The following is a 16,130-nucleotide window of genomic DNA, read 5'->3' as shown; positions in this document are numbered from 1 at the left end:
GGGTATGAGCAGGAAGAACGACGAAAGCGAGACCGGTGGCGACTCCGGCTCAGATGAGACGGGTGTGGAGTCCGGCGCGGACGAGAGGGGTGTCGACGAGACGGGTGTGGAGTCCGGCGCGGACGAGACGGGTGTCGACGAGACGGGTACCGACTCCGGCGCGGCCGAGACGGGTGTTGACTCGGGCGCTGAAGACGGCCGGTCCGGACGGGCCTACACGGGCATCCAGCTCGACCAGCGAGCCGTGCGGGTGCTCGCGCATCCGCTGCGGTCGCGCATCCTGGGGCGGCTGCGGGTCGACGGGCCGCTGACGGCGACCGAACTGGCGGGCATCCTGTCGACCAACACGGGCGCGACCAGCTACCACCTGCGTGCACTCGAGTCGGTGAAACTCGTCACCGACACCGGCGAGGGGGCTGGCAAGCGCCGCCTCTGGAGAGCCTCGACCGACTACCACTCGTGGCAGAACTCCGACTTCGCCGACGACGAAGACGCGCGCACCGCCCTCGGCTGGCTGCAGCGCGACTACGTGCGGCAGTTTCAGGCGCGGGCCGAGCAGTGGCTCGACGTGGCCGAGTCGTGGCCTGCCGAATGGGTCGACGTGTCGGGGCTGAACGACACGTTCGTGCTGGTGACGCCGGGCCAGGCGCAGGCGCTGAAAGACGACCTCGACGCGCTGTTCGAGCGCTACCGCAGGATGGGCGGCGACGACCCGACGGCGAAACGGATGCACGTGCACACCTTCGCGAGCCCCGTCGACCTGCAGCCGCCCGCCGAGCCCTGATGACCGCCGCCCGCACCCCCGCGCCGCGGCCGCCGCTCACGAGCGGGCAAGCCGAGCACCGGCTCGTGCTGCTCACCGCCACGCGCTGGTTGCCGGTGGGGCTCGTGTTCGGGCTCACGGTGCTGCTGCCGCTCGAACGCGGGCTCACGCTGGCGCAGGTCGGGGCGCTGCTGTCGATTCAGGGTTTCGTGGTGCTCGGGCTCGAACTGCCGACCGGCGGGCTCGCCGATGCCCTCGGGCGGCGTCCGCTGCTCATCGTGTCGGGGGTCATCGCGGTGGCGTCGACGGCGCTGATGCTCGCCGCGTCGACGTTCTGGATGTTCGCGGTCGCGATGGTGCTGCAGGGCGTGTTCCGGGCGCTCGACTCGGGTCCGCTGGAGGCCTGGTACGTCGACGCGGCGTACGCGCACGACGCCCGGCATTCGATCGAGCGGGGGCTGAGCCGGGCATCCATGGTGCTCGGCGGCTCGATCGCGGTGGGTGCGCTGGCCGGCGGAGCGCTCGTGGCGTGGCAGCCGTTCGGCGGGTGGTCGGCGCTCGCGCTGCCTTTCGCGGTGAGCTGTGTGCTGTACGCGACGCACACGGTGCTGCTCGCGGTGCTGGTGCGCGAGCACCGTGGGGCGCAACGGGTGGCGGCGGCGGGCAGGGATGGCCGGGCATCCGTTCGGCGCAGGCGAGGGGCGGGGGTGACGGATGCCCTGCGAGCCGCCCCGCGAACAGTGCTGCAGGGCGTGGGGCTGCTGCGCCGGTCGCCCGTGCTGCGCGCGCTCGTGCTCGTCGAGGTGTTCTGGAGCGTGGCGATGATCGCGTTCGAGACGCTGACTCCGGTGCAGCTGGCCGACGAACTCGGCGGCGAAGATGCGGCGGCGGCGCTGTTCGGGCCAGCCTCGGCGGCGGCGTGGGGGCTGTTCGCGGTGGGGGCGCTGCTTGCGGGGGTGGCGAGCCGGCGCATCGGCGTGGCACGCACCGCCATGCTCTTGCGCGTGCTGAACGGGCTGTTCGTGGTGGGCATGGGGGTCGCCGCGGGGCCGGCGGGGCTGATCGTGGGCTACTGGCTGGCGTATCTGACGCACGGCTCGGCGGGGCCGATGCACAGCGCACTGCTGCACCGGGAGGCGTCGCCCGCGAATCGTGCGGTGGTGCTGTCGACGAACTCGATGGTGTCGGGTGGGGCGTACAGCCTGGGACTGCTGGTACTGACGCCGCTGGCGGGGGCGACGTCGCCGGGGGTGGCACTGGTGGTGGCGGGGGCGTTCAGTGTGCTGGGGGCGGCGCTGTATGTTCCGGCGTGGCGGCGAGAGCGCGAGCGGATGCGCGTGGCCGGGCGCGCGGGCGCGGAGGTGGCGCCGGCGGGGGTCACGGATGGCGGCGAGGCGCGCGGCTAGCGAGGGGTGGCGGGCGGGATAGCGCGGACTCGGGCGGGCGGCTGGCGCGAGAGATGGCGGGCGGACAGTGTCGAAGCGGGCGGGCGGCTAGCGGGAGGGGTGGGCGGCGAGGGGGCCCGGGTGACCGCCGGTCACGGCGCTGACGCGGAGGAAGTCGAGTTTCTCGGCGGCCGCCGAGCCGGTCGCGGCCGTGTAGGCGACGACGCGCAGGTCGGTGCCGGCGACGGTGAACACGTCGCAGTCGAGCTCCAGGTCGCCCACCACCTCGGAGTGAACGACCTTGCGCTCCGACTGGTGCTCGCCGACGGTGCCGCTCTGCCAGAGGGCGCGAAAGACGTCGCTCGACACGAGCAGCTCGGCGATCAGCGCGTTCACGCCCCGGTCGAGCGGATACCGCCCGTGCACCCGCCGCAGGTCGGAGACGAGGGATGCTCCGAACGCATCGACGCTGCCCGAGCGGCTGACGATGTGCCCCTCGCCGTCGTGCAGCGCACTGTCGGTGAACAACGACCGGATCAGGTTCGGGCGCCCGGCCGCAGGCTGCACGGGTCGGCCGAGCAGGGCGATCCAGAGCGGGCTGCACGTGATGAGATCCCATGACGCGGTGAACACGGCAAGGGGGATCTCGCCGAGTCGGGCCATCAGGCGCTGCACGCCCGGTGGGATGTGCGTGGGAACCTCGGCCGGCGTCGGCGGCAGCAGCCCGGCGACGAGGTAGAGGTGGTCGCGCTCGGTGTCGCTCAGCTGCAGCGCGCGGGCCAGGGCGGAGGCGACCTGCGCCGAGGGCCGACGGGCGCGGCCCTGCTCGAGCCGAACGACGTAGTCGACGCTGAGCCCGGCGAGCGCGGCGAGTTCTTCGCGGCGCAGTCCGGTGGCGCGGCGGGAATCGCCGGCGGGGTAGCCGACGTCGACGGGCGAGAGACGGTCACGCCACGAGCGCAGCAGCGCCGCGAGCTCGCCGTGGGTGTCGGGCGGCACCGGCTGCACGGGGTGCACGGGCTGTTCCGACTGCGCGAGCTGCGTCGGGTCGGCGCGCTTCTTTGTCTGCACGGGCTGTTCCGGATGCGCGGGCTGTGTCGAGTCGGCGCACTGCTGTGTCTGCACGGGCTGTGCGGGCTGCGGCGGTTGTGCGGGCTGTGCCGCCGCCGGGATGACACGTGCGGCGTGACCGGCATCGAACTCCATCCCGCCAGTCTCGCACCGAGCGGGGGAGGGTGGGTGGTACTGGAAGTCCGCATGCTGAGCCGAGCCACGACGGCGCGGCGCGGTCAGCGCAGACTCGGCTCATGACATCGACACCGAACACCCCCACTCCGACCCCGACCACGACTCCGACCACGACGACGAACGCGACCGCGGCGACCACCGCCGCGAGCCGCCCGACCACGGCCACGACCACGCTCATCACCGGGGCGAACCGGGGGCTCGGTTACGAGACGGCCCGCCGCCTCATCGAGGCCGGCCACACGGTGTGGATCGGCGCCCGCGATGAGGCTCGTGGCCAGGCAGCCGCCGACGCCCTCGGCGCGCGCTTCGTGCAGCTCGACGTCACGAGCGACGCCTCGGTCGAGGCGGCCGCAGCGACGGTCGCGGCCGCCGGAGGGCTCGACGTGCTCATCAACAACGCCGGCATCTCCGGTCCGTTCCTGCCCGCAGAAGAGCTGACGGCGGCCGACGCGACCGCGGTGTACGACACCAACGTGGTGAGCATTGTGCGCATGACCCGGGCCTTTGCAGCGCTTCTGCGGGCATCCGGAGCGCCGACCATCGTCAACGTCACGAGCGGCATGGGGTCGTTCGCCTTCGTGCACGACCCCCACCACGTCGAGTCGACGATCGTCGCCCCGCTCTACCAGTCATCGAAGTCGGCGGTCACGATGCTGACGGTGCAGTACGCGAAGGCCTACCCCGAGATGCGCATCAACGCGGCCGATCCGGGCTACACCGCAACAGACTTCAACGGACACAGCGGACCGCAGACGGTCACCGAGGGCACCGACGCCATCGTCGAGCTGGCGACCCGCGGCGGCTCGGGCCCGACGGGCACGTTCATCAACCGCGCGGGTGTGGCCCCCTTCTGATGGCGCCCGCTGAGACGGCCTCAGTGCTGAATGTCGCGCAGCGGGAGCACGAAATCGCTGACGAGCGCGATCACCTGGTCGCGGTGCTGCTCGACGAGGTCGTGGGTGGCGCCCGGCACGATGTACAGGCGGCTGTGCGCGATCGAGCCGGCGATCAGGCGGCTGTGCTCCGGATGGATCGTGTCGAACTCGCCCGACACGATGAGGCTGGGCGCGCTGACGCTGCCCAGCGTCTCGGGCGCGATCTGGGGCCCGGTCGCCCAGAGTTCGGCCAGCTTCGCCAGCACCACGTCGGCATGCCCCGGGCCGTCGGGCGACAGAGCGCCGTAGAGCTGCCGGGTCGGCTCGAAGGCGGTCACCAGGTCGGCTGGGGCGACTTCGTCGAACGTTCCGGTGAAGCCAGACGGGGCGAAGTTTGCGCTGATCGCGACCAGCGAGCGCACGCGCTCGGGATGCCCGATCGCCAGCATCAGGGCGATCACCGCCCCGTCGCTGAACCCGACGACGTGTGCGCTGTCGAGGCCCCTCGCGTCGAGAAACGCGAGGAGCTCGGCAGCGCCCCCCTCGTAGCTGTAGGCCCCCTCGACATCGGGCGTGCGGCCGTGCCCGGGGCGCTCGTAGGCGTAGACCGTGAAGTGGGCCGCGAGCACCTCGGCCAGCGGCCGCAGCGGCTCGAGCGTGCAGAACCCGCCGTGCAGCAGCACGAGCGGGTCGCCGCTGCCGGTGACCTCGGTGTAGAGGGGGCCGGTGATCAGAGCGGCTTCGACTCGCGCAGCACCTGGGCCAGTTCGGTCATGTGCTTGGCCTGCGAGGCATAGTCGAGGGCCTCCTGGTTCCAGGTGTGCACCTGGCCGGCTACGAGCGCGGGGTCGGAGACGAACGTCGGCTGGGCGGCGAGGTCGGCGGCCTGGAAGCCCTCGACGTTGGTGAGCAGCACGTCGCCGGTCATCATCTGGGCCGCGTTCTCCCAGCTGTAGATGTCCCAGTAGTAGTAGCCCGTGGGGTTGAGGTCGGTGAACTTCACGCCGAGGCTCTGGTAGAGCTCGGTCTCGGGCTCGTCGGCGGGCTTCACAACGTAGACGCCGTCGGCGTCGGCGTACATCTGCGTCACTTCGAGGTCGGTCTCTTTCGCGGCGGCCGTCAGGTCGGCGGCGGCATCATCGAACTTCTGCTTCGCGGCGGCGATGGTGTCGTCACTCGCGCCGAGGGCCGACGAGAGGCGGTTGATGCTGTCGATGACGTCGCTGCCCTTGCCGCCGATCTTGATCGCGACGATGGGGGCGATCTTCTGAAGCTGTGCCTGCTGCTCGGTGTCGGCGAAGCCGTAGTACGCGCTCGTGGTGTCGAGGGTGCCCTCGCGGTCGGTGGGGTAGATGCCCGTGACGATGAGATCGGGTGACGCGGCGGCGAGCGCCTCGAGGTCGATCTCGCCGTAGCTGTTGCCGACGATGGCGGTCTTGCTGATGTCGTAGTCGGCGAAACGCGAATCGCTCGCCACATCGACGCGGCCGAACACGGCGACGGGGTCGATGCCGTAGCTCAGCAGGCCGATCGCATAGTCGGCGTAGCTGGCGATCTTGGTCGGCCGGTGGTCGAGGGTGACCGTGGTGCCGGTGTCGTCGGTGTAGCTCCAGGGCGCATCGGCACCGGCGTCGGCGGTCGAACTGGTGCCGGGCGCGGCGGCCGACGAGCATCCGGTCAGGGCGGCGACCGCGAGAACAGGGGCGAGGATGAGCGTGGCGAGACGCGTTGCTGTGAGACTCTTCATGAAGTTAGGTTAGCCTAAGCTAACCTGCGCCGTCCAGCTGAGGAGCGAAATCTGCCCGGTCGGCCAGGGGCGTCGCCGTCTCAGTCGTCGACCGGCACGATGAGCGGTGTGCCGCTGCTCGGGTCGGCGATGACGAGCGCGTCGAGGTCGAAGGCCTCACGCAGGATGCCCGGCGTCAGTACCTCCCACGGTGCCCCGTCGGCGATCACTCGGCCGCCACCCACCACCACGAGCCGGTCGGAGTACCGCCCCGCCAGGGTCAGGTCGTGCAGCACCATCACGACGGTGGCGCCGCGCTCGCGGTTGATGCGCCGAACGAGTCGCAGAACATCCAGCTGGTGGGTGAGATCGAGAAATGTGGTCGGCTCGTCGAGAAGGATGGTCGGGGCCTCCTGCGCGAGCACCAGGGCGATCCACGCCCGCTGCAACTGCCCGCCCGACAACGATGCAGCGTCGCGGTCGGCGAGTTCGGTGAGGCCGGTGGCGGCCAGGGCGGTGCCGATGATCTGCGAATCCTGCGGGGTCCAGGGGCGCAGCAGGCTCTGGTGGGGGTGGCGCCCGCGCGACACGAGGTCGCGCACGGTCGTCGCCGACGGCGTAAGCGGTTTCTGCGGCAGGATGGCCAGCCGCCGCGCCACGTCACGGGTCGACATCGACCGCATGGGGCGGCCCGCCATCTCGACGCTGCCGGCGCTGGGGGGCAGCAGGCGCCCGAACGCCTTCAGCAGGGTCGACTTGCCGCTGCCGTTCGCGCCGATCAGGGTGGTGATCTCGCCGTGCTCGATGCGCAGATCGAGGCCCTCGAAGATGACGTTCTTCTCGTACGCGAGGGTGAGGCCGCGGGCCTCGAGGGCCGGCGGCCCGGGCATGGTCGGTGGCGCGGGCATGGTCGGTGGCGCGGGCCGGTGGTCGGCGTCGGGCGTGGCTGCCGCCCGCAGCTCGGTGCGGGGTGAAGTGGTCTCGGTCATACGAAGGTCTCCCGTTCTCTGCGACGCGTCAACAGCCAGATGAGGTACGGCGCGCCGATGATCGCCGTGATGATGCCGACCGGCACCTCGCCCGGCAGCACACCGCGAGCGAGCGCGTCGCCGCCGGCCACCACGATGGCCCCGATCAGCGCCGCCGACAGCAGGGGTGGCCGAGCCGTGCGCGTCAGGCGCCGGGCGATCTGCGGAGCCACGAAGGCCACGAACTCGATGGGCCCGCTCGCCGAGACCGCCGCCGCGCACAACACCACGGCGCACAGGATGACCAGCAGCCGGTGCCGCTGCATCGCCACCCCGAGCCCGGTCGACACCTCGTCGCCCAGCTGTGTGACGTCGAGGTTCGACGACTGCAGCAGCGCCACCGGAGTGACCAGCACGAGTGCGAGCGCGACCGGCCACACACTCGCCCACGAGATGCCTGACAGGCTGCCGACCAGCCACTGCGAGGCGGCCGCCGCCTCGGTGATCTGGGCGCGGGCGATGAGGTAGCTGGTGAGGCCGCCGAGCGTGGCGGTGATGCCGATGCCGATCAGGATGAGGCGGTAACTGTCGATACCGCCGCGCCAGGAGAGGCCATAGACGACGGCTGCTGTGATGAGTGCGCCGACGGCGGCGACGGCCGGCAGGCCGAGCGTGAGGGCTCCGGCGCCCACCGCGTAACTTCCGCCGGCGAGAACGATGGCTGAGACGGCGCCCAGTGCGGCCCCGGATGTCACGCCGAGAATGTCGGGCGTGGCGAGCGGATTGCGAGCAAACGTCTGGGTGAGCGCTCCGGCGAGGCCGAGGGCGGCGCCGACGAACAGTCCGCCCGCGACGCGGGGGAGCCGCAGCTCGAAGACGATCAACTGTTGGCCGTGGGTGCCGCCGCCCACGAGGGTCTGCACGACGTCGGCCACCGACAGCGACGACGACCCCGAGACGATGCCGGTGAGACCGGCGGCGACGGCGGCGAGCAGGCAGACGAGGGTGACCACGGCCACTCGGGCGCGACGGGGGCGGGCGGGCATCCGGGGCCCGTCGACGCCAGACGCGGGGGGTGTGGATGCCCGAACCAGGGCCGCGCCCGCCTGGAGTTCGCGGGTCACAGCTCGGCCATCCGTCCGCGGCGAACGATCAGCACGAAGGCGATGCCGCCCAGCACGGTGAGCACGACGCCCACCGGAACCTCGGCGTTGCCGCCGATCAGGCGCCCCACCACATCGCAGCCGAGCAGCACGATCGCGCCGATCAGGCCCGAGGCGGGCAGCAGCCAGTAGTGGTCGCCGCCGATCAGGCGCCGGGCGATGTGCGGCGCGGTCAGCCCCACAAAGGCGATCGGGCCGGTGAGGGCGACACCCGCCGCAGTGAGCAGGGTGATCGCGACGAGCCCCACGAGGCGGGCGCGCAGCAGGCTCTCGCCCAGGCCGCTGGCCATCTCGGTGCCGAGCGACAGGTTGTTGAGCGAGCGGATGTTGGCGGCAGCGCACACGATTCCGGCCCCCGCGAACAGCAGTGCGGCATCCACCCCGGTCAGCGTGCGCCCCGACAGCGAGCCGACGACCCAGATGCGGTAGGCGGCGAGGGTGGTCTCGTCAGAGAGCACGAGGTACGAGGTGAGTGCGACGAGCAGGGCCGAGACGGCCGTTCCGGCGATGGCGAGCGGAACCGGGCTCGCCAGCCCGCGGCCGAGCGCGGCCACGGTGAACACGAGCACGCTCGCGACGGTGGCGCCGGCGAGGGCCAGCCAGAGCGTCGTCAGAACCGAGCTGGTGCCGAGAACGTAGACGCCGACGACCACCGCGAGGCTCGCTCCGGCCGAGACGCCGAACAGACCCGGGTCGGCCAGCGGGTTGCGGGTCTGGCCCTGCATCACGGCGCCGGCGATGCCGAGACAGCAGCCCGAGATGAGGCCGAGAACGGTGCGGGGCACGCGCGAGCCCCAGACCACCGCACCCACATCGTGCGAAGGGTCGACGAGGCCGGTGATCACGGCAGACGGGCTGATCAGGTTGCTGCCGAGCATGAGACTGACGAGGCAGACCGCGACGACGCCGGCACCCAGGGCCAGCAGCACGAGGGCGCGGGCGGAGCGGTGGCTGCCGTGGGTGCGCTGGCGGCGGTCTCGGCGGTCTCTTCGGTCTCGGCGCTCGGCGCGGCCCGCGCTGCGGCGGTCGGATGCCCGCGCCGGTGTGCGCGGCACGGAAGCTGTCAACGGACTGGGCATTTAAGTAAGCGTAGCCTTACCTAATACAGTTGTCAGCATGACCCGCTACCCCCGACTCATGCCGACCGACCCGCGACTGTTCCGGGCCACGGTCGTGCGCTCGGTTCGAACGAGCCCCTCCTTCCAGCGTGTGACCATCGCGGGAGCCGACCTCGCCGACTTCGAATGGAGCGGCCATGACCACTGGTTCCGGCTCTTTCTGCCGCCCGCCGCAGACGTTCCGCTGCAGCTGCCGGCCGTGTCGGGGCGGGCCTGGTACAGGCGCTACCTCGAGATACCCGAGGCCGACCGCCCGCACTGCAGCAACTACACGGTGGCCGACTACCGGCCCGCTGCGGGGCCGGTCGGTGCGGCATCCGGAGCCCATACGGGCCCGGCCGGTGCGGCATCCGGAGCTCCTGCCGAGCTCGACATCGACGTCGTGCTGCACTGGGAAGCCTCCGGCGAGATCGCGGGCAGAGTGGCCATCTGGGCGACCACGACCCGTCCCGGCTCGGAGGTCGCCCTGCTCGACCAGGGCCCCCTCTTCGACCCGCCCGCCGACGTTCGCGGCGTGCACCTCGTCGCCGACGAGACCGGGCTGCCGGCGCTGCGCGGCATCCTGCGCAGCCTCGACGAACGGATGACAGGCACCGCCACCATCGAGGTGCCCCTCGAGGGCGACATCGAGCCGCTGGAGGCGCCCGCGGGCATCCGTCTGCGCTGGTACGCGCGCGGGGCGGGCCACGGGGCGGGGCGCAGCCATCCGCGTGCTGCCGTCGCCGCAGTGCCTCCTGTCGCAGTGTCTCCGGTCGTTGCCGCCGCCGTGCCTCCCGTTGACACCGTCGCCACGCATCCCGTCGGCGCCGTCGCCACGCCTCCCGTCGGCACCGCCCCGGCGCCCGGGCCCGGCAGGCCCGCCGCAACGACGGTCGCCGCGGCACCTGTAGCCGTCATGCCTGGCGCGGCAGCACTCGCGGCCGTGAGGGGCGGCCTCGACCTCGACCCCGGCGATTACGCCTTCATCGTGGGGGAAGCGTCGCTCGCCACCGAGGGCCGCCGTGCACTCCATCGCGCCGGCCTCCCCAAGTCGCGCATCACCTTCTCGGGTTACTGGAAGCACGCGCCAGCCCACTCCTGAGAGCCGCGCGAGCTGAGGCGGCGTCAGCTCCGCAGCTCGAACTCCATACCGTCGCAGAGACGACGGGCAGACCTGACGAGCTCAATCACTGTCTCACTTTCGATTCAGTTGAATCAACTGTGATTCAAGGCGGCACCCACAAGAACCTAATTGACACCATGGTTCGTGACACATTCACTGAGAATACTTCAGTCTGGTAAGGCGTCGTCGTCGGATGGGCCGAAGTCGGGGCGCAGGGTCCAGGCGGTCTGGCGGCGCAGGGCGGCGATGAGGGTGAGCGCCTCGAGGCGCGCCTGGTCGGTGCTGACAGTGCTGTAGACGTCGATCGCTAGGGGCGGCGGCTCGCCGAGCTTCGGCAGCTCGACCTCGACCCAGGCGCCGGTGGCGAGCGGAATCAGCGGACGCCCCTGCCTGGCGTTCTCGACGGGGTGGTCGACCGCGAGCGAGATCACGGCGAGGGCATCGAGCTTCGAGATGGCCTGGTACAGGATGATCGTGGCGCAGTATTCGGGCGCGTCGGGTTCGGGCTTCCTGCCTCGCGACCAGAACCAGGTGGGCATGATCAACGGTAACCCGCTTGACGGGGTGGAGGCGCAGGTACGAGGGTGAAACGTCGACGCACCGCACCGCACCGCACCGCCCAGCACCGCACCGCCCGCGCCGCGCCGCGACGACGACGAATGACGAACCACGAACCGTGGTGAGACGACGGCGCGAATGTACGACGGCACAGTGAGGGGCATCCATGACAACCGAGACGAGCATGCTCGACGAGATGCTTGCGGTGCTGCCGGGGGTGGATGCCCGTGGCCTGGTGATCGCGGCGGCCGGCGGCCTGCCTTCGGCTTATCCGGTGTCGGAGCTCGCCACGGCGGCGGTCAGCGCGGCGGCCCTCGCGGCGGCGCGCTTCGCCGAGACGGCTGCAGCGACCAGGGCACAGAGAGGAGAAGTCCCGGCAGGAACGGCGCCCACCGCACCGCGGCGGGCGACCGTCAACCGGCAGCTCGCGTCGGCGTGGTTCGGCACGAGCCTCGAGCCGATCGGGTGGAAGCTTCCCTCGGCGTGGGACGCCCTCGCTGGCGACTACCGCACCCTCGACGGATGGATCCGGCTGCACACGAACGCCCCGCACCACCGCGCGGCGGCGCTCGCGGTGCTCGGACTGTCGATGCCGCGCACCGAGGGTGACGACAGCGCCCTGGCGGCTGCGGTGGTGTCGTCGGTCGCCACGTGGAACGGCAACGACCTCGAGGCGGCGGTCGTGGCGGCGGGTGGATGCGCGGCGGTCATGCGCTCGCGGCAGGAGTGGGCATCCGGTGCCCCCGGCAGAGCGGTGGCCGCCGAGCCGCTCATCGAGTGGAGCGACCTGGGGTCGGCCCGGCGCAACGGTACCGAGGAGGCGGGCGCGTGGGGTGTGGCCGGCGCCGGACGCGGGGCGCCCACGAACGGCGCGAACGGCGGGGCCAGCGGCGGCCGCGAGGCGCCCGGCCCGCTGGCGGGGGTGCGGGTGCTCGACCTGACGCGGGTGCTGGCGGGGCCCATCGCCACGCGGTTTCTCGCGATGCTGGGCGCTGACGTGCTGCGGGTCGATCCGCCGGGGTGGAACGAGGCGATCATTCCCGAGGTCACACTCGGCAAGCGCACCACGCGCCTCGACCTGACGGATGCCCGTGACCGGGCCGCATTCACGACACTGCTCGCGGGCGCCGACGTGCTCGTGCACGGCTATCGCGCGGGGGCCCTCGACGGCCTCGGTTTCGGGTCAGACGAGCGGCAGCGCCTGCGCCCCGGACTCATCGACATCTCGCTCGACGCCTACGGATGGAGCTCGCCGATCGCGGGCCGCCGCGGATTCGACAGCCTCGTGCAGATGAGCACCGGCATCGCCCACGCGGGGATGAGATGGGCATCCGCTGGCCGACCAGTGCCGCTTCCCGTGCAGGCGCTCGACCACGCGACCGGGTATCTCATGGCCGCTGCGGCGCTCAGCGCGCTCGCGCACCGCCGCGAGACCGGTGCCGGGCGTGGGGCGCGGCTGTCGCTGGCGCGCACGGCGGAGTTGCTGCTTGGCCGTGCGGGGGAGGGTGACCACGACCCGTTCGCGGTCGCCGAGCTGTGCGCGCCGGAGGTGGAGGAGACCGGCTGGGGCCCTGCGCGCCGGCTGCGGCCGCCGTTCGCGATCGAGGGTGTGACGCTGGCCGCCTCGCCCGCCCGCGAACTGGGGCTCGATGCGCCGGCGTGGTGGTGACGTCGCGCCGGGGCGGCCCACTGACCGGTACCGGAGGCGTCGCGTCTAGAAGAGCGGGATGTCAGTCGCCTTCGGGGCCACCACCGTGACCGCCGGCGGCGAAACCGGCGCCGACGAGTCTCCCGCGCCATCGGCGAGCGGCGCCGGCCCACCGGGGTACCCCGGCCCGGCGTCGGGCGTGCGGCCGCGGGCGTAGGCCTCTGCCGCGGCACGGGCTCGGGCATCCGCCGCCTCGTTCAGCTCGTGGCCGACGTGGCCCTTCACCCATTCGAAGCGGTAACGGCGGCCGACGATGGCCTCGTCGATCTCTTTGATGAGGTCGAGATTCATCACGGGTTTGCCGTCGCCCTTGCGCCAGCCCTTGCGCTTCCAGCCGGGCATCCACTTGGTCACCGTGTTGATGACGTACTGGCTGTCGCACAGAATGTGCAGGTCGTCGTCGACGTGCGCCGTGGCCCTGAAGAGTTCGAGCACCGCCTTCAGCTCGCCCATATTGTTGGTGCCGTGCGGCCAGCCGCCGGCCCCCCACGTGCGGTCGTCGATGTACCAGGCCCAGCCTGCTGGTCCGGGGTTGCCGAGGGCCGAGCCGTCGGCAGAAGCGGTGATCGTCATCGAGTCAAGGGTACCGGGTCGCCGGTCGCGGGTCGGTCGGGGTGGGTCGGCCGGGCATCCGTCGCCGTAAACTGAGGCGCAGACGGTGCCGACCTCGAGCGGCAGAACGACCGCTCGAAGGGTTCACGGATGACCGGCCGCCGCGCCCACTACGCAGAGTTCTACGGGGTGCGCCCGGCGGCCCCGGTCGACGACGCGCCCATCGCCGTCGTGTTCGGAAACTGCCAGGCCGAGTCGTTGCGCCTCATGCTCGACGGGCCCGACCTGCGCACCGTGCGGGTTCCGCCGGTGTTCGAGCTCGAGCAGGAAGACATGCCGCACCTGGCGCGACTGCTGGCCCGGGCCGACGTGCTGGTCAGCCAGCCGGTGCACGAGAACTACCACGGGCTGCCGGTGGGCACGGCCCAGCTCGCCGCGGCGCTGCCAGGGGGAGCGCGGGTGGTGCGGATGCCCGTGATCCGGTTCGCCGGACTCTACCCTTTTCACGCCATCGTTCGCCCTCCCGGCAACCTCGGGCTGGTTCCGCCGGTGGCGGCGTACCATGACCTCCGCACGCTGATGGCAGCCCACCGCGCGCGGATGCGACGGCGCGCACGGTCACGGCGCGCGGCAGGTGCGCCGGCGATTGCCGTGTCGGCGCCAATCACCGCGGGTGCGCCAGGTGCACCGACACGGGCGCCCGGCCTCGCTTCGGCGCCCGACCTCGCTTCGGCGCCCGACCTCCCCTCGGCGTCAGAGCGCCGCGACCGCATCCGCGCCGTCGCCGCCTCGTCGATCGGCGAGCTGCAGAAGCGCGAGCGGCACCACGACACGGTCGTCATCTCCGACCTCTTCGCCCGGCCGACATTCGACCTGATGCGCACCATCAACCACCCCGGCAATGCGGTGTGGAGCGCGGCGGCCGCGCGCGTGCGCCACCGCCTCGGTCTGGCCGAGCGGCCGGTCGACCCCGGGCGCGAGTTACTCGACGCCGTGCACGCCCCGCGCGAGCTCGACGTCGTCGAGGCGTTCCAGCTCGACGCCGAGGTCGAGCCCGCGTGGATGATCGGCGGAACCCCCGTGGCCGACGCCGATGTTCGGCGGGCCCACCTCGAGTGGTATGCCGAGCATCCGGAGGTCATCGACGCCGGGTTGGTGCGCCACGAGCGCACCCTGCGCGAACTGGGACTGTTCGCCGCGCGCTGAGCGAGACACCCTTTCGTCGCCGAGCGCAAGGCCTGCCCGGCCGGCCGCGCCGAACGTAGCGTCGAAGACACGCCCGGCAACGGATGCCGGGCGGCACGGCACCGGCCCGAGAGCCCTGCCGTGCAGACGTAAGGAGACGAAATGGCTACAGGAGTGGCAGCAGTGTGGGTTCCGGTCGAAGACATGGGCCGCGCGGTCGCGTTCTACCGCGAGACGCTCGGGTTCGACGTCGACGAGCAGGGCGACGACTGGAGCGAGGTCGACGCGAACGGCGTCAAGATCGGCCTGAACGCGCGCGAGAAGGCGGCACCGCACTCCGACGGCGGGGCTGTCATCAGCTTCCAGCCCGACGGCGACATCGAAGACGAAGTCGCCGAGCTGAAAGGCAAGGGCGTCACGTTCACCGGCGAGATCAGCGACCACGAGTGGGGCCGCATCGTGCCCTTCAAAGACTCGGAGGGCAACGACCTGCAGTTCTACACCCCGCCCACGAGCTGACGCTCGGGACGTGGCCGTGTCGCGCATCGCACCAGGCCCACCGGGCCGGGCCGGTGCGGTGCGGTGCGGTGCGGTGCGGTGCGGTGCGGGCGGTGCGATGCAGTGCGGTGCGGTGGTGTGCGCGGCGCGGAGGCTTGCGGGTGGGCCAGGCCGTGCGGGCTCGGTAGGCGGCCCGTTGGACCGGCGTGGGCCGGTGCGCGGCGCCACGGCTTACGGGTGCGTCGGGTCGCGCGTGCTCCGCGTTCGTCCTACTGGGCCGGCGCGATGCGCGGCGTCGCGACGCCGAGGTTCAGGATGCCGCGCCGCGCGGGCGTGGTCTGCGCGAGGCTCGGCACGTCGACGATCGGAACCGTGATCTGCTTGCGGGCATCCACTTTGATGACGCCGTACCCGGTGGGGGTCTTACGCACTCGCCCTTGCTGCATGTCGAACATTTTACGCCGTCACAGGTTCGTTGGGTAGGTGCGCGCCGCCCCGGGTGGGCGCCGGGTCTTCGCCGTTCGCCACCTCGAACGCCGCCGCCATCAGCTCGGCCACGAGTTCGACCATGTACTGGTCGCCGACGGTCAGGCTGCCGGCGAGCGGCGCGTCGATGGTGACCATGCCGTAGAGCGACTGGTCGGTCCAGATGGGCACGGCGATGTACGTCTCGTAGTCAGACATGGTGCCGCCGTAGCCCGGCGGGGTCTGCTTCGAGAGGTCGTCGTAGAATTCAGGCTGCAGCTGCTGGATGAACGCCAGCGCCGCATCGCCTCGCGGTGTTCCGGCGACGAACGGCCCCGGTGTCTGGCCCCGCCCCACATGTGCCAGCCACACCATCTGGTCGACGGGTTCGGATTCGAGCGTGTACACGTTCGCCCGAACATCGTCGGTGTGCGGCGACACGAGCATGTAGAGCGCGGTCGCTGACGCCTGGGCGATGCCCTGCAGCCGTTCGGCACGGGCAGCATACGACAGCGGTGGCATCTGGGCGATGAGTTCGGGGATGGGGCGCAGCGCATCCCGAAGCTTGCGGCGCAGCTCGCTGCGTTCGTCTTCGAGGCTGCGCGTGCGGCGGCTGTCGCGAACCGTACGATTGACCTGGCTCGCGATCGACACCAGCACCAGCAGCGCCCCCGGAACGAGCAGCCACCAGAACGGCCCGCGGCCCAGCGCCAGGCTGATGAGCGGCGCGCCGATGGCGGCCGCGACCAGGGGCCCGGCGGCCGACAGCACGACGCTTGTCGTCGAGGCCGGTGATCGTTTGCTGCTGGTCATCTT

Annotated in this window: 17 protein-coding genes; 7 read left to right on the top strand and 10 right to left on the bottom strand. The window is 71.7% G+C overall.

Annotated elements, in window-relative coordinates; genetic code table 11:
• Positions 1–4 precede the first annotated feature (4 nt).
• On the top strand, positions 5–784 hold the full coding sequence (locus V3W46_RS10450) for an ArsR/SmtB family transcription factor (RefSeq protein ID WP_331783048.1): 780 nt from the start codon (positions 5–7) through the stop codon (positions 782–784).
• A complete protein-coding gene (locus V3W46_RS10445) occupies positions 784–2,169 on the top strand; it encodes an MFS transporter (RefSeq protein ID WP_331783047.1) in 1,386 nt (461 codons plus the stop codon). The genes V3W46_RS10450 and V3W46_RS10445 overlap by 1 nt, the downstream gene beginning before the upstream one ends.
• Positions 2,170–2,256: 87 nt before the next feature.
• Here V3W46_RS10445 and V3W46_RS10440 read toward each other — a convergent pair whose 3' ends face one another.
• On the bottom strand, positions 2,257–3,354 hold the full coding sequence (locus V3W46_RS10440; RefSeq protein ID WP_331783046.1) for a helix-turn-helix transcriptional regulator: 1,098 nt from the start codon (positions 3,352–3,354) through the stop codon (positions 2,257–2,259).
• Between the two features lie 101 nt (positions 3,355–3,455).
• Here V3W46_RS10440 and V3W46_RS10435 point away from each other — a divergent pair, with 101 nt between their 5' ends.
• Positions 3,456–4,250, top strand: a complete 795-nt coding sequence (locus tag V3W46_RS10435; RefSeq protein WP_331783045.1) for an SDR family NAD(P)-dependent oxidoreductase — start codon at positions 3,456–3,458, stop codon at positions 4,248–4,250.
• Positions 4,251–4,270: 20 nt separating this feature from the next.
• Here the strand turns inward: V3W46_RS10435 and V3W46_RS10430 are convergent, their stop codons facing one another.
• The 5 genes from V3W46_RS10430 to V3W46_RS10410 form a co-directional block, all read right to left on the bottom strand.
• Entirely contained in the window at positions 4,271–4,954 is a 684-nt protein-coding gene (locus tag V3W46_RS10430) for an alpha/beta fold hydrolase (protein WP_331783044.1), read from the bottom strand.
• 47 nt (positions 4,955–5,001) lie between these two features.
• Positions 5,002–6,018: an ABC transporter substrate-binding protein gene (locus V3W46_RS10425; RefSeq protein WP_331783043.1), complete on the bottom strand. Its 1,017-nt coding sequence runs from the start codon at positions 6,016–6,018 to the stop codon at positions 5,002–5,004.
• 80 nt (positions 6,019–6,098) lie between these two features.
• A complete protein-coding gene (locus tag V3W46_RS10420; protein WP_331783042.1) occupies positions 6,099–6,986 on the bottom strand; it encodes an ABC transporter ATP-binding protein in 888 nt (295 codons plus the stop codon).
• Positions 6,983–8,089: a FecCD family ABC transporter permease gene (locus V3W46_RS10415; protein ID WP_331783041.1), complete on the bottom strand. Its 1,107-nt coding sequence runs from the start codon at positions 8,087–8,089 to the stop codon at positions 6,983–6,985. Before V3W46_RS10415 ends, V3W46_RS10420 begins: the two co-directional genes overlap by 4 nt.
• Entirely contained in the window at positions 8,086–9,183 is a 1,098-nt protein-coding gene (locus V3W46_RS10410) for a FecCD family ABC transporter permease (protein ID WP_331783040.1), read from the bottom strand. The genes V3W46_RS10415 and V3W46_RS10410 overlap by 4 nt, the downstream gene beginning before the upstream one ends.
• Before the next feature lie 61 nt (positions 9,184–9,244).
• Between V3W46_RS10410 and V3W46_RS10405 the strand changes: the two genes are divergently transcribed.
• Entirely contained in the window at positions 9,245–10,327 is a 1,083-nt protein-coding gene (locus V3W46_RS10405) for a siderophore-interacting protein (protein WP_331783039.1), read from the top strand.
• Between the two features lie 188 nt (positions 10,328–10,515).
• Here V3W46_RS10405 and V3W46_RS10400 read toward each other — a convergent pair whose 3' ends face one another.
• Complete coding sequence (locus V3W46_RS10400; RefSeq protein WP_331783038.1) at positions 10,516–10,887, bottom strand: hypothetical protein; 372 nt, start codon at positions 10,885–10,887, stop codon at positions 10,516–10,518.
• Positions 10,888–11,072: 185 nt separating this feature from the next.
• Between V3W46_RS10400 and V3W46_RS10395 the strand changes: the two genes are divergently transcribed.
• Positions 11,073–12,575, top strand: coding sequence for a CoA transferase (locus V3W46_RS10395; RefSeq protein WP_331783037.1), 1,503 nt, complete (start codon positions 11,073–11,075; stop codon positions 12,573–12,575).
• A 45-nt stretch (positions 12,576–12,620) separates the two neighbouring features.
• Here V3W46_RS10395 and V3W46_RS10390 read toward each other — a convergent pair whose 3' ends face one another.
• Positions 12,621–13,187, bottom strand: coding sequence for a ribonuclease H family protein (locus tag V3W46_RS10390; RefSeq protein ID WP_443069968.1), 567 nt, complete (start codon positions 13,185–13,187; stop codon positions 12,621–12,623).
• A gap of 129 nt (positions 13,188–13,316) precedes the next feature.
• Here V3W46_RS10390 and V3W46_RS10385 point away from each other — a divergent pair, with 129 nt between their 5' ends.
• A complete protein-coding gene (locus tag V3W46_RS10385; protein ID WP_331783036.1) occupies positions 13,317–14,372 on the top strand; it encodes a WcbI family polysaccharide biosynthesis putative acetyltransferase in 1,056 nt (351 codons plus the stop codon).
• Between the two features lie 141 nt (positions 14,373–14,513).
• Complete coding sequence (locus V3W46_RS10380; protein WP_331783035.1) at positions 14,514–14,870, top strand: VOC family protein; 357 nt, start codon at positions 14,514–14,516, stop codon at positions 14,868–14,870.
• 248 nt (positions 14,871–15,118) lie between these two features.
• Here the strand turns inward: V3W46_RS10380 and V3W46_RS10375 are convergent, their stop codons facing one another.
• Entirely contained in the window at positions 15,119–15,295 is a 177-nt protein-coding gene (locus tag V3W46_RS10375) for a hypothetical protein (protein WP_331783034.1), read from the bottom strand.
• 10 nt (positions 15,296–15,305) lie between these two features.
• Positions 15,306–16,127, bottom strand: a complete 822-nt coding sequence (locus tag V3W46_RS10370) for a GAF domain-containing protein (RefSeq protein WP_331783033.1) — start codon at positions 16,125–16,127, stop codon at positions 15,306–15,308.
• Between the last annotated feature and the right edge of the window lie 3 nt (positions 16,128–16,130).

It is taken from the genome of Subtercola sp. YIM 133946 (assembly GCF_036553535.1).
Lineage (GTDB): Bacteria > Actinomycetota > Actinomycetes > Actinomycetales > Microbacteriaceae > Subtercola.
This window is presented reverse-complemented; position numbering and strand designations above follow the sequence as displayed.

What these genes read in the sequence shown, in the direction of transcription:
- V3W46_RS10450 (WP_331783048.1), top strand. Translation starts at nt 5, where the DNA reads ATGAGCAGGAAGAACGACGAAAGCGAGACCGGTGGCGACTCCGGCTCA.
- V3W46_RS10445 (WP_331783047.1), top strand. Translation starts at nt 784, where the DNA reads ATGACCGCCGCCCGCACCCCCGCGCCGCGGCCGCCGCTCACGAGCGGG.
- V3W46_RS10440 (WP_331783046.1), bottom strand. Translation starts at nt 3,354, where the DNA reads ATGGAGTTCGATGCCGGTCACGCCGCACGTGTCATCCCGGCGGCGGCA.
- V3W46_RS10435 (WP_331783045.1), top strand. Translation starts at nt 3,456, where the DNA reads ATGACATCGACACCGAACACCCCCACTCCGACCCCGACCACGACTCCG.
- V3W46_RS10425 (WP_331783043.1), bottom strand. Translation starts at nt 6,018, where the DNA reads ATGAAGAGTCTCACAGCAACGCGTCTCGCCACGCTCATCCTCGCCCCT.
- V3W46_RS10420 (WP_331783042.1), bottom strand. Translation starts at nt 6,986, where the DNA reads ATGACCGAGACCACTTCACCCCGCACCGAGCTGCGGGCGGCAGCCACG.
- V3W46_RS10405 (WP_331783039.1), top strand. Translation starts at nt 9,245, where the DNA reads ATGACCCGCTACCCCCGACTCATGCCGACCGACCCGCGACTGTTCCGG.
- V3W46_RS10400 (WP_331783038.1), bottom strand. Translation starts at nt 10,887, where the DNA reads ATGCCCACCTGGTTCTGGTCGCGAGGCAGGAAGCCCGAACCCGACGCG.
- V3W46_RS10395 (WP_331783037.1), top strand. Translation starts at nt 11,073, where the DNA reads ATGACAACCGAGACGAGCATGCTCGACGAGATGCTTGCGGTGCTGCCG.
- V3W46_RS10390 (WP_443069968.1), bottom strand. Translation starts at nt 13,187, where the DNA reads ATGACGATCACCGCTTCTGCCGACGGCTCGGCCCTCGGCAACCCCGGA.
- V3W46_RS10385 (WP_331783036.1), top strand. Translation starts at nt 13,317, where the DNA reads ATGACCGGCCGCCGCGCCCACTACGCAGAGTTCTACGGGGTGCGCCCG.
- V3W46_RS10380 (WP_331783035.1), top strand. Translation starts at nt 14,514, where the DNA reads ATGGCTACAGGAGTGGCAGCAGTGTGGGTTCCGGTCGAAGACATGGGC.
- V3W46_RS10375 (WP_331783034.1), bottom strand. Translation starts at nt 15,295, where the DNA reads ATGCAGCAAGGGCGAGTGCGTAAGACCCCCACCGGGTACGGCGTCATC.
- V3W46_RS10370 (WP_331783033.1), bottom strand. Translation starts at nt 16,127, where the DNA reads ATGACCAGCAGCAAACGATCACCGGCCTCGACGACAAGCGTCGTGCTG.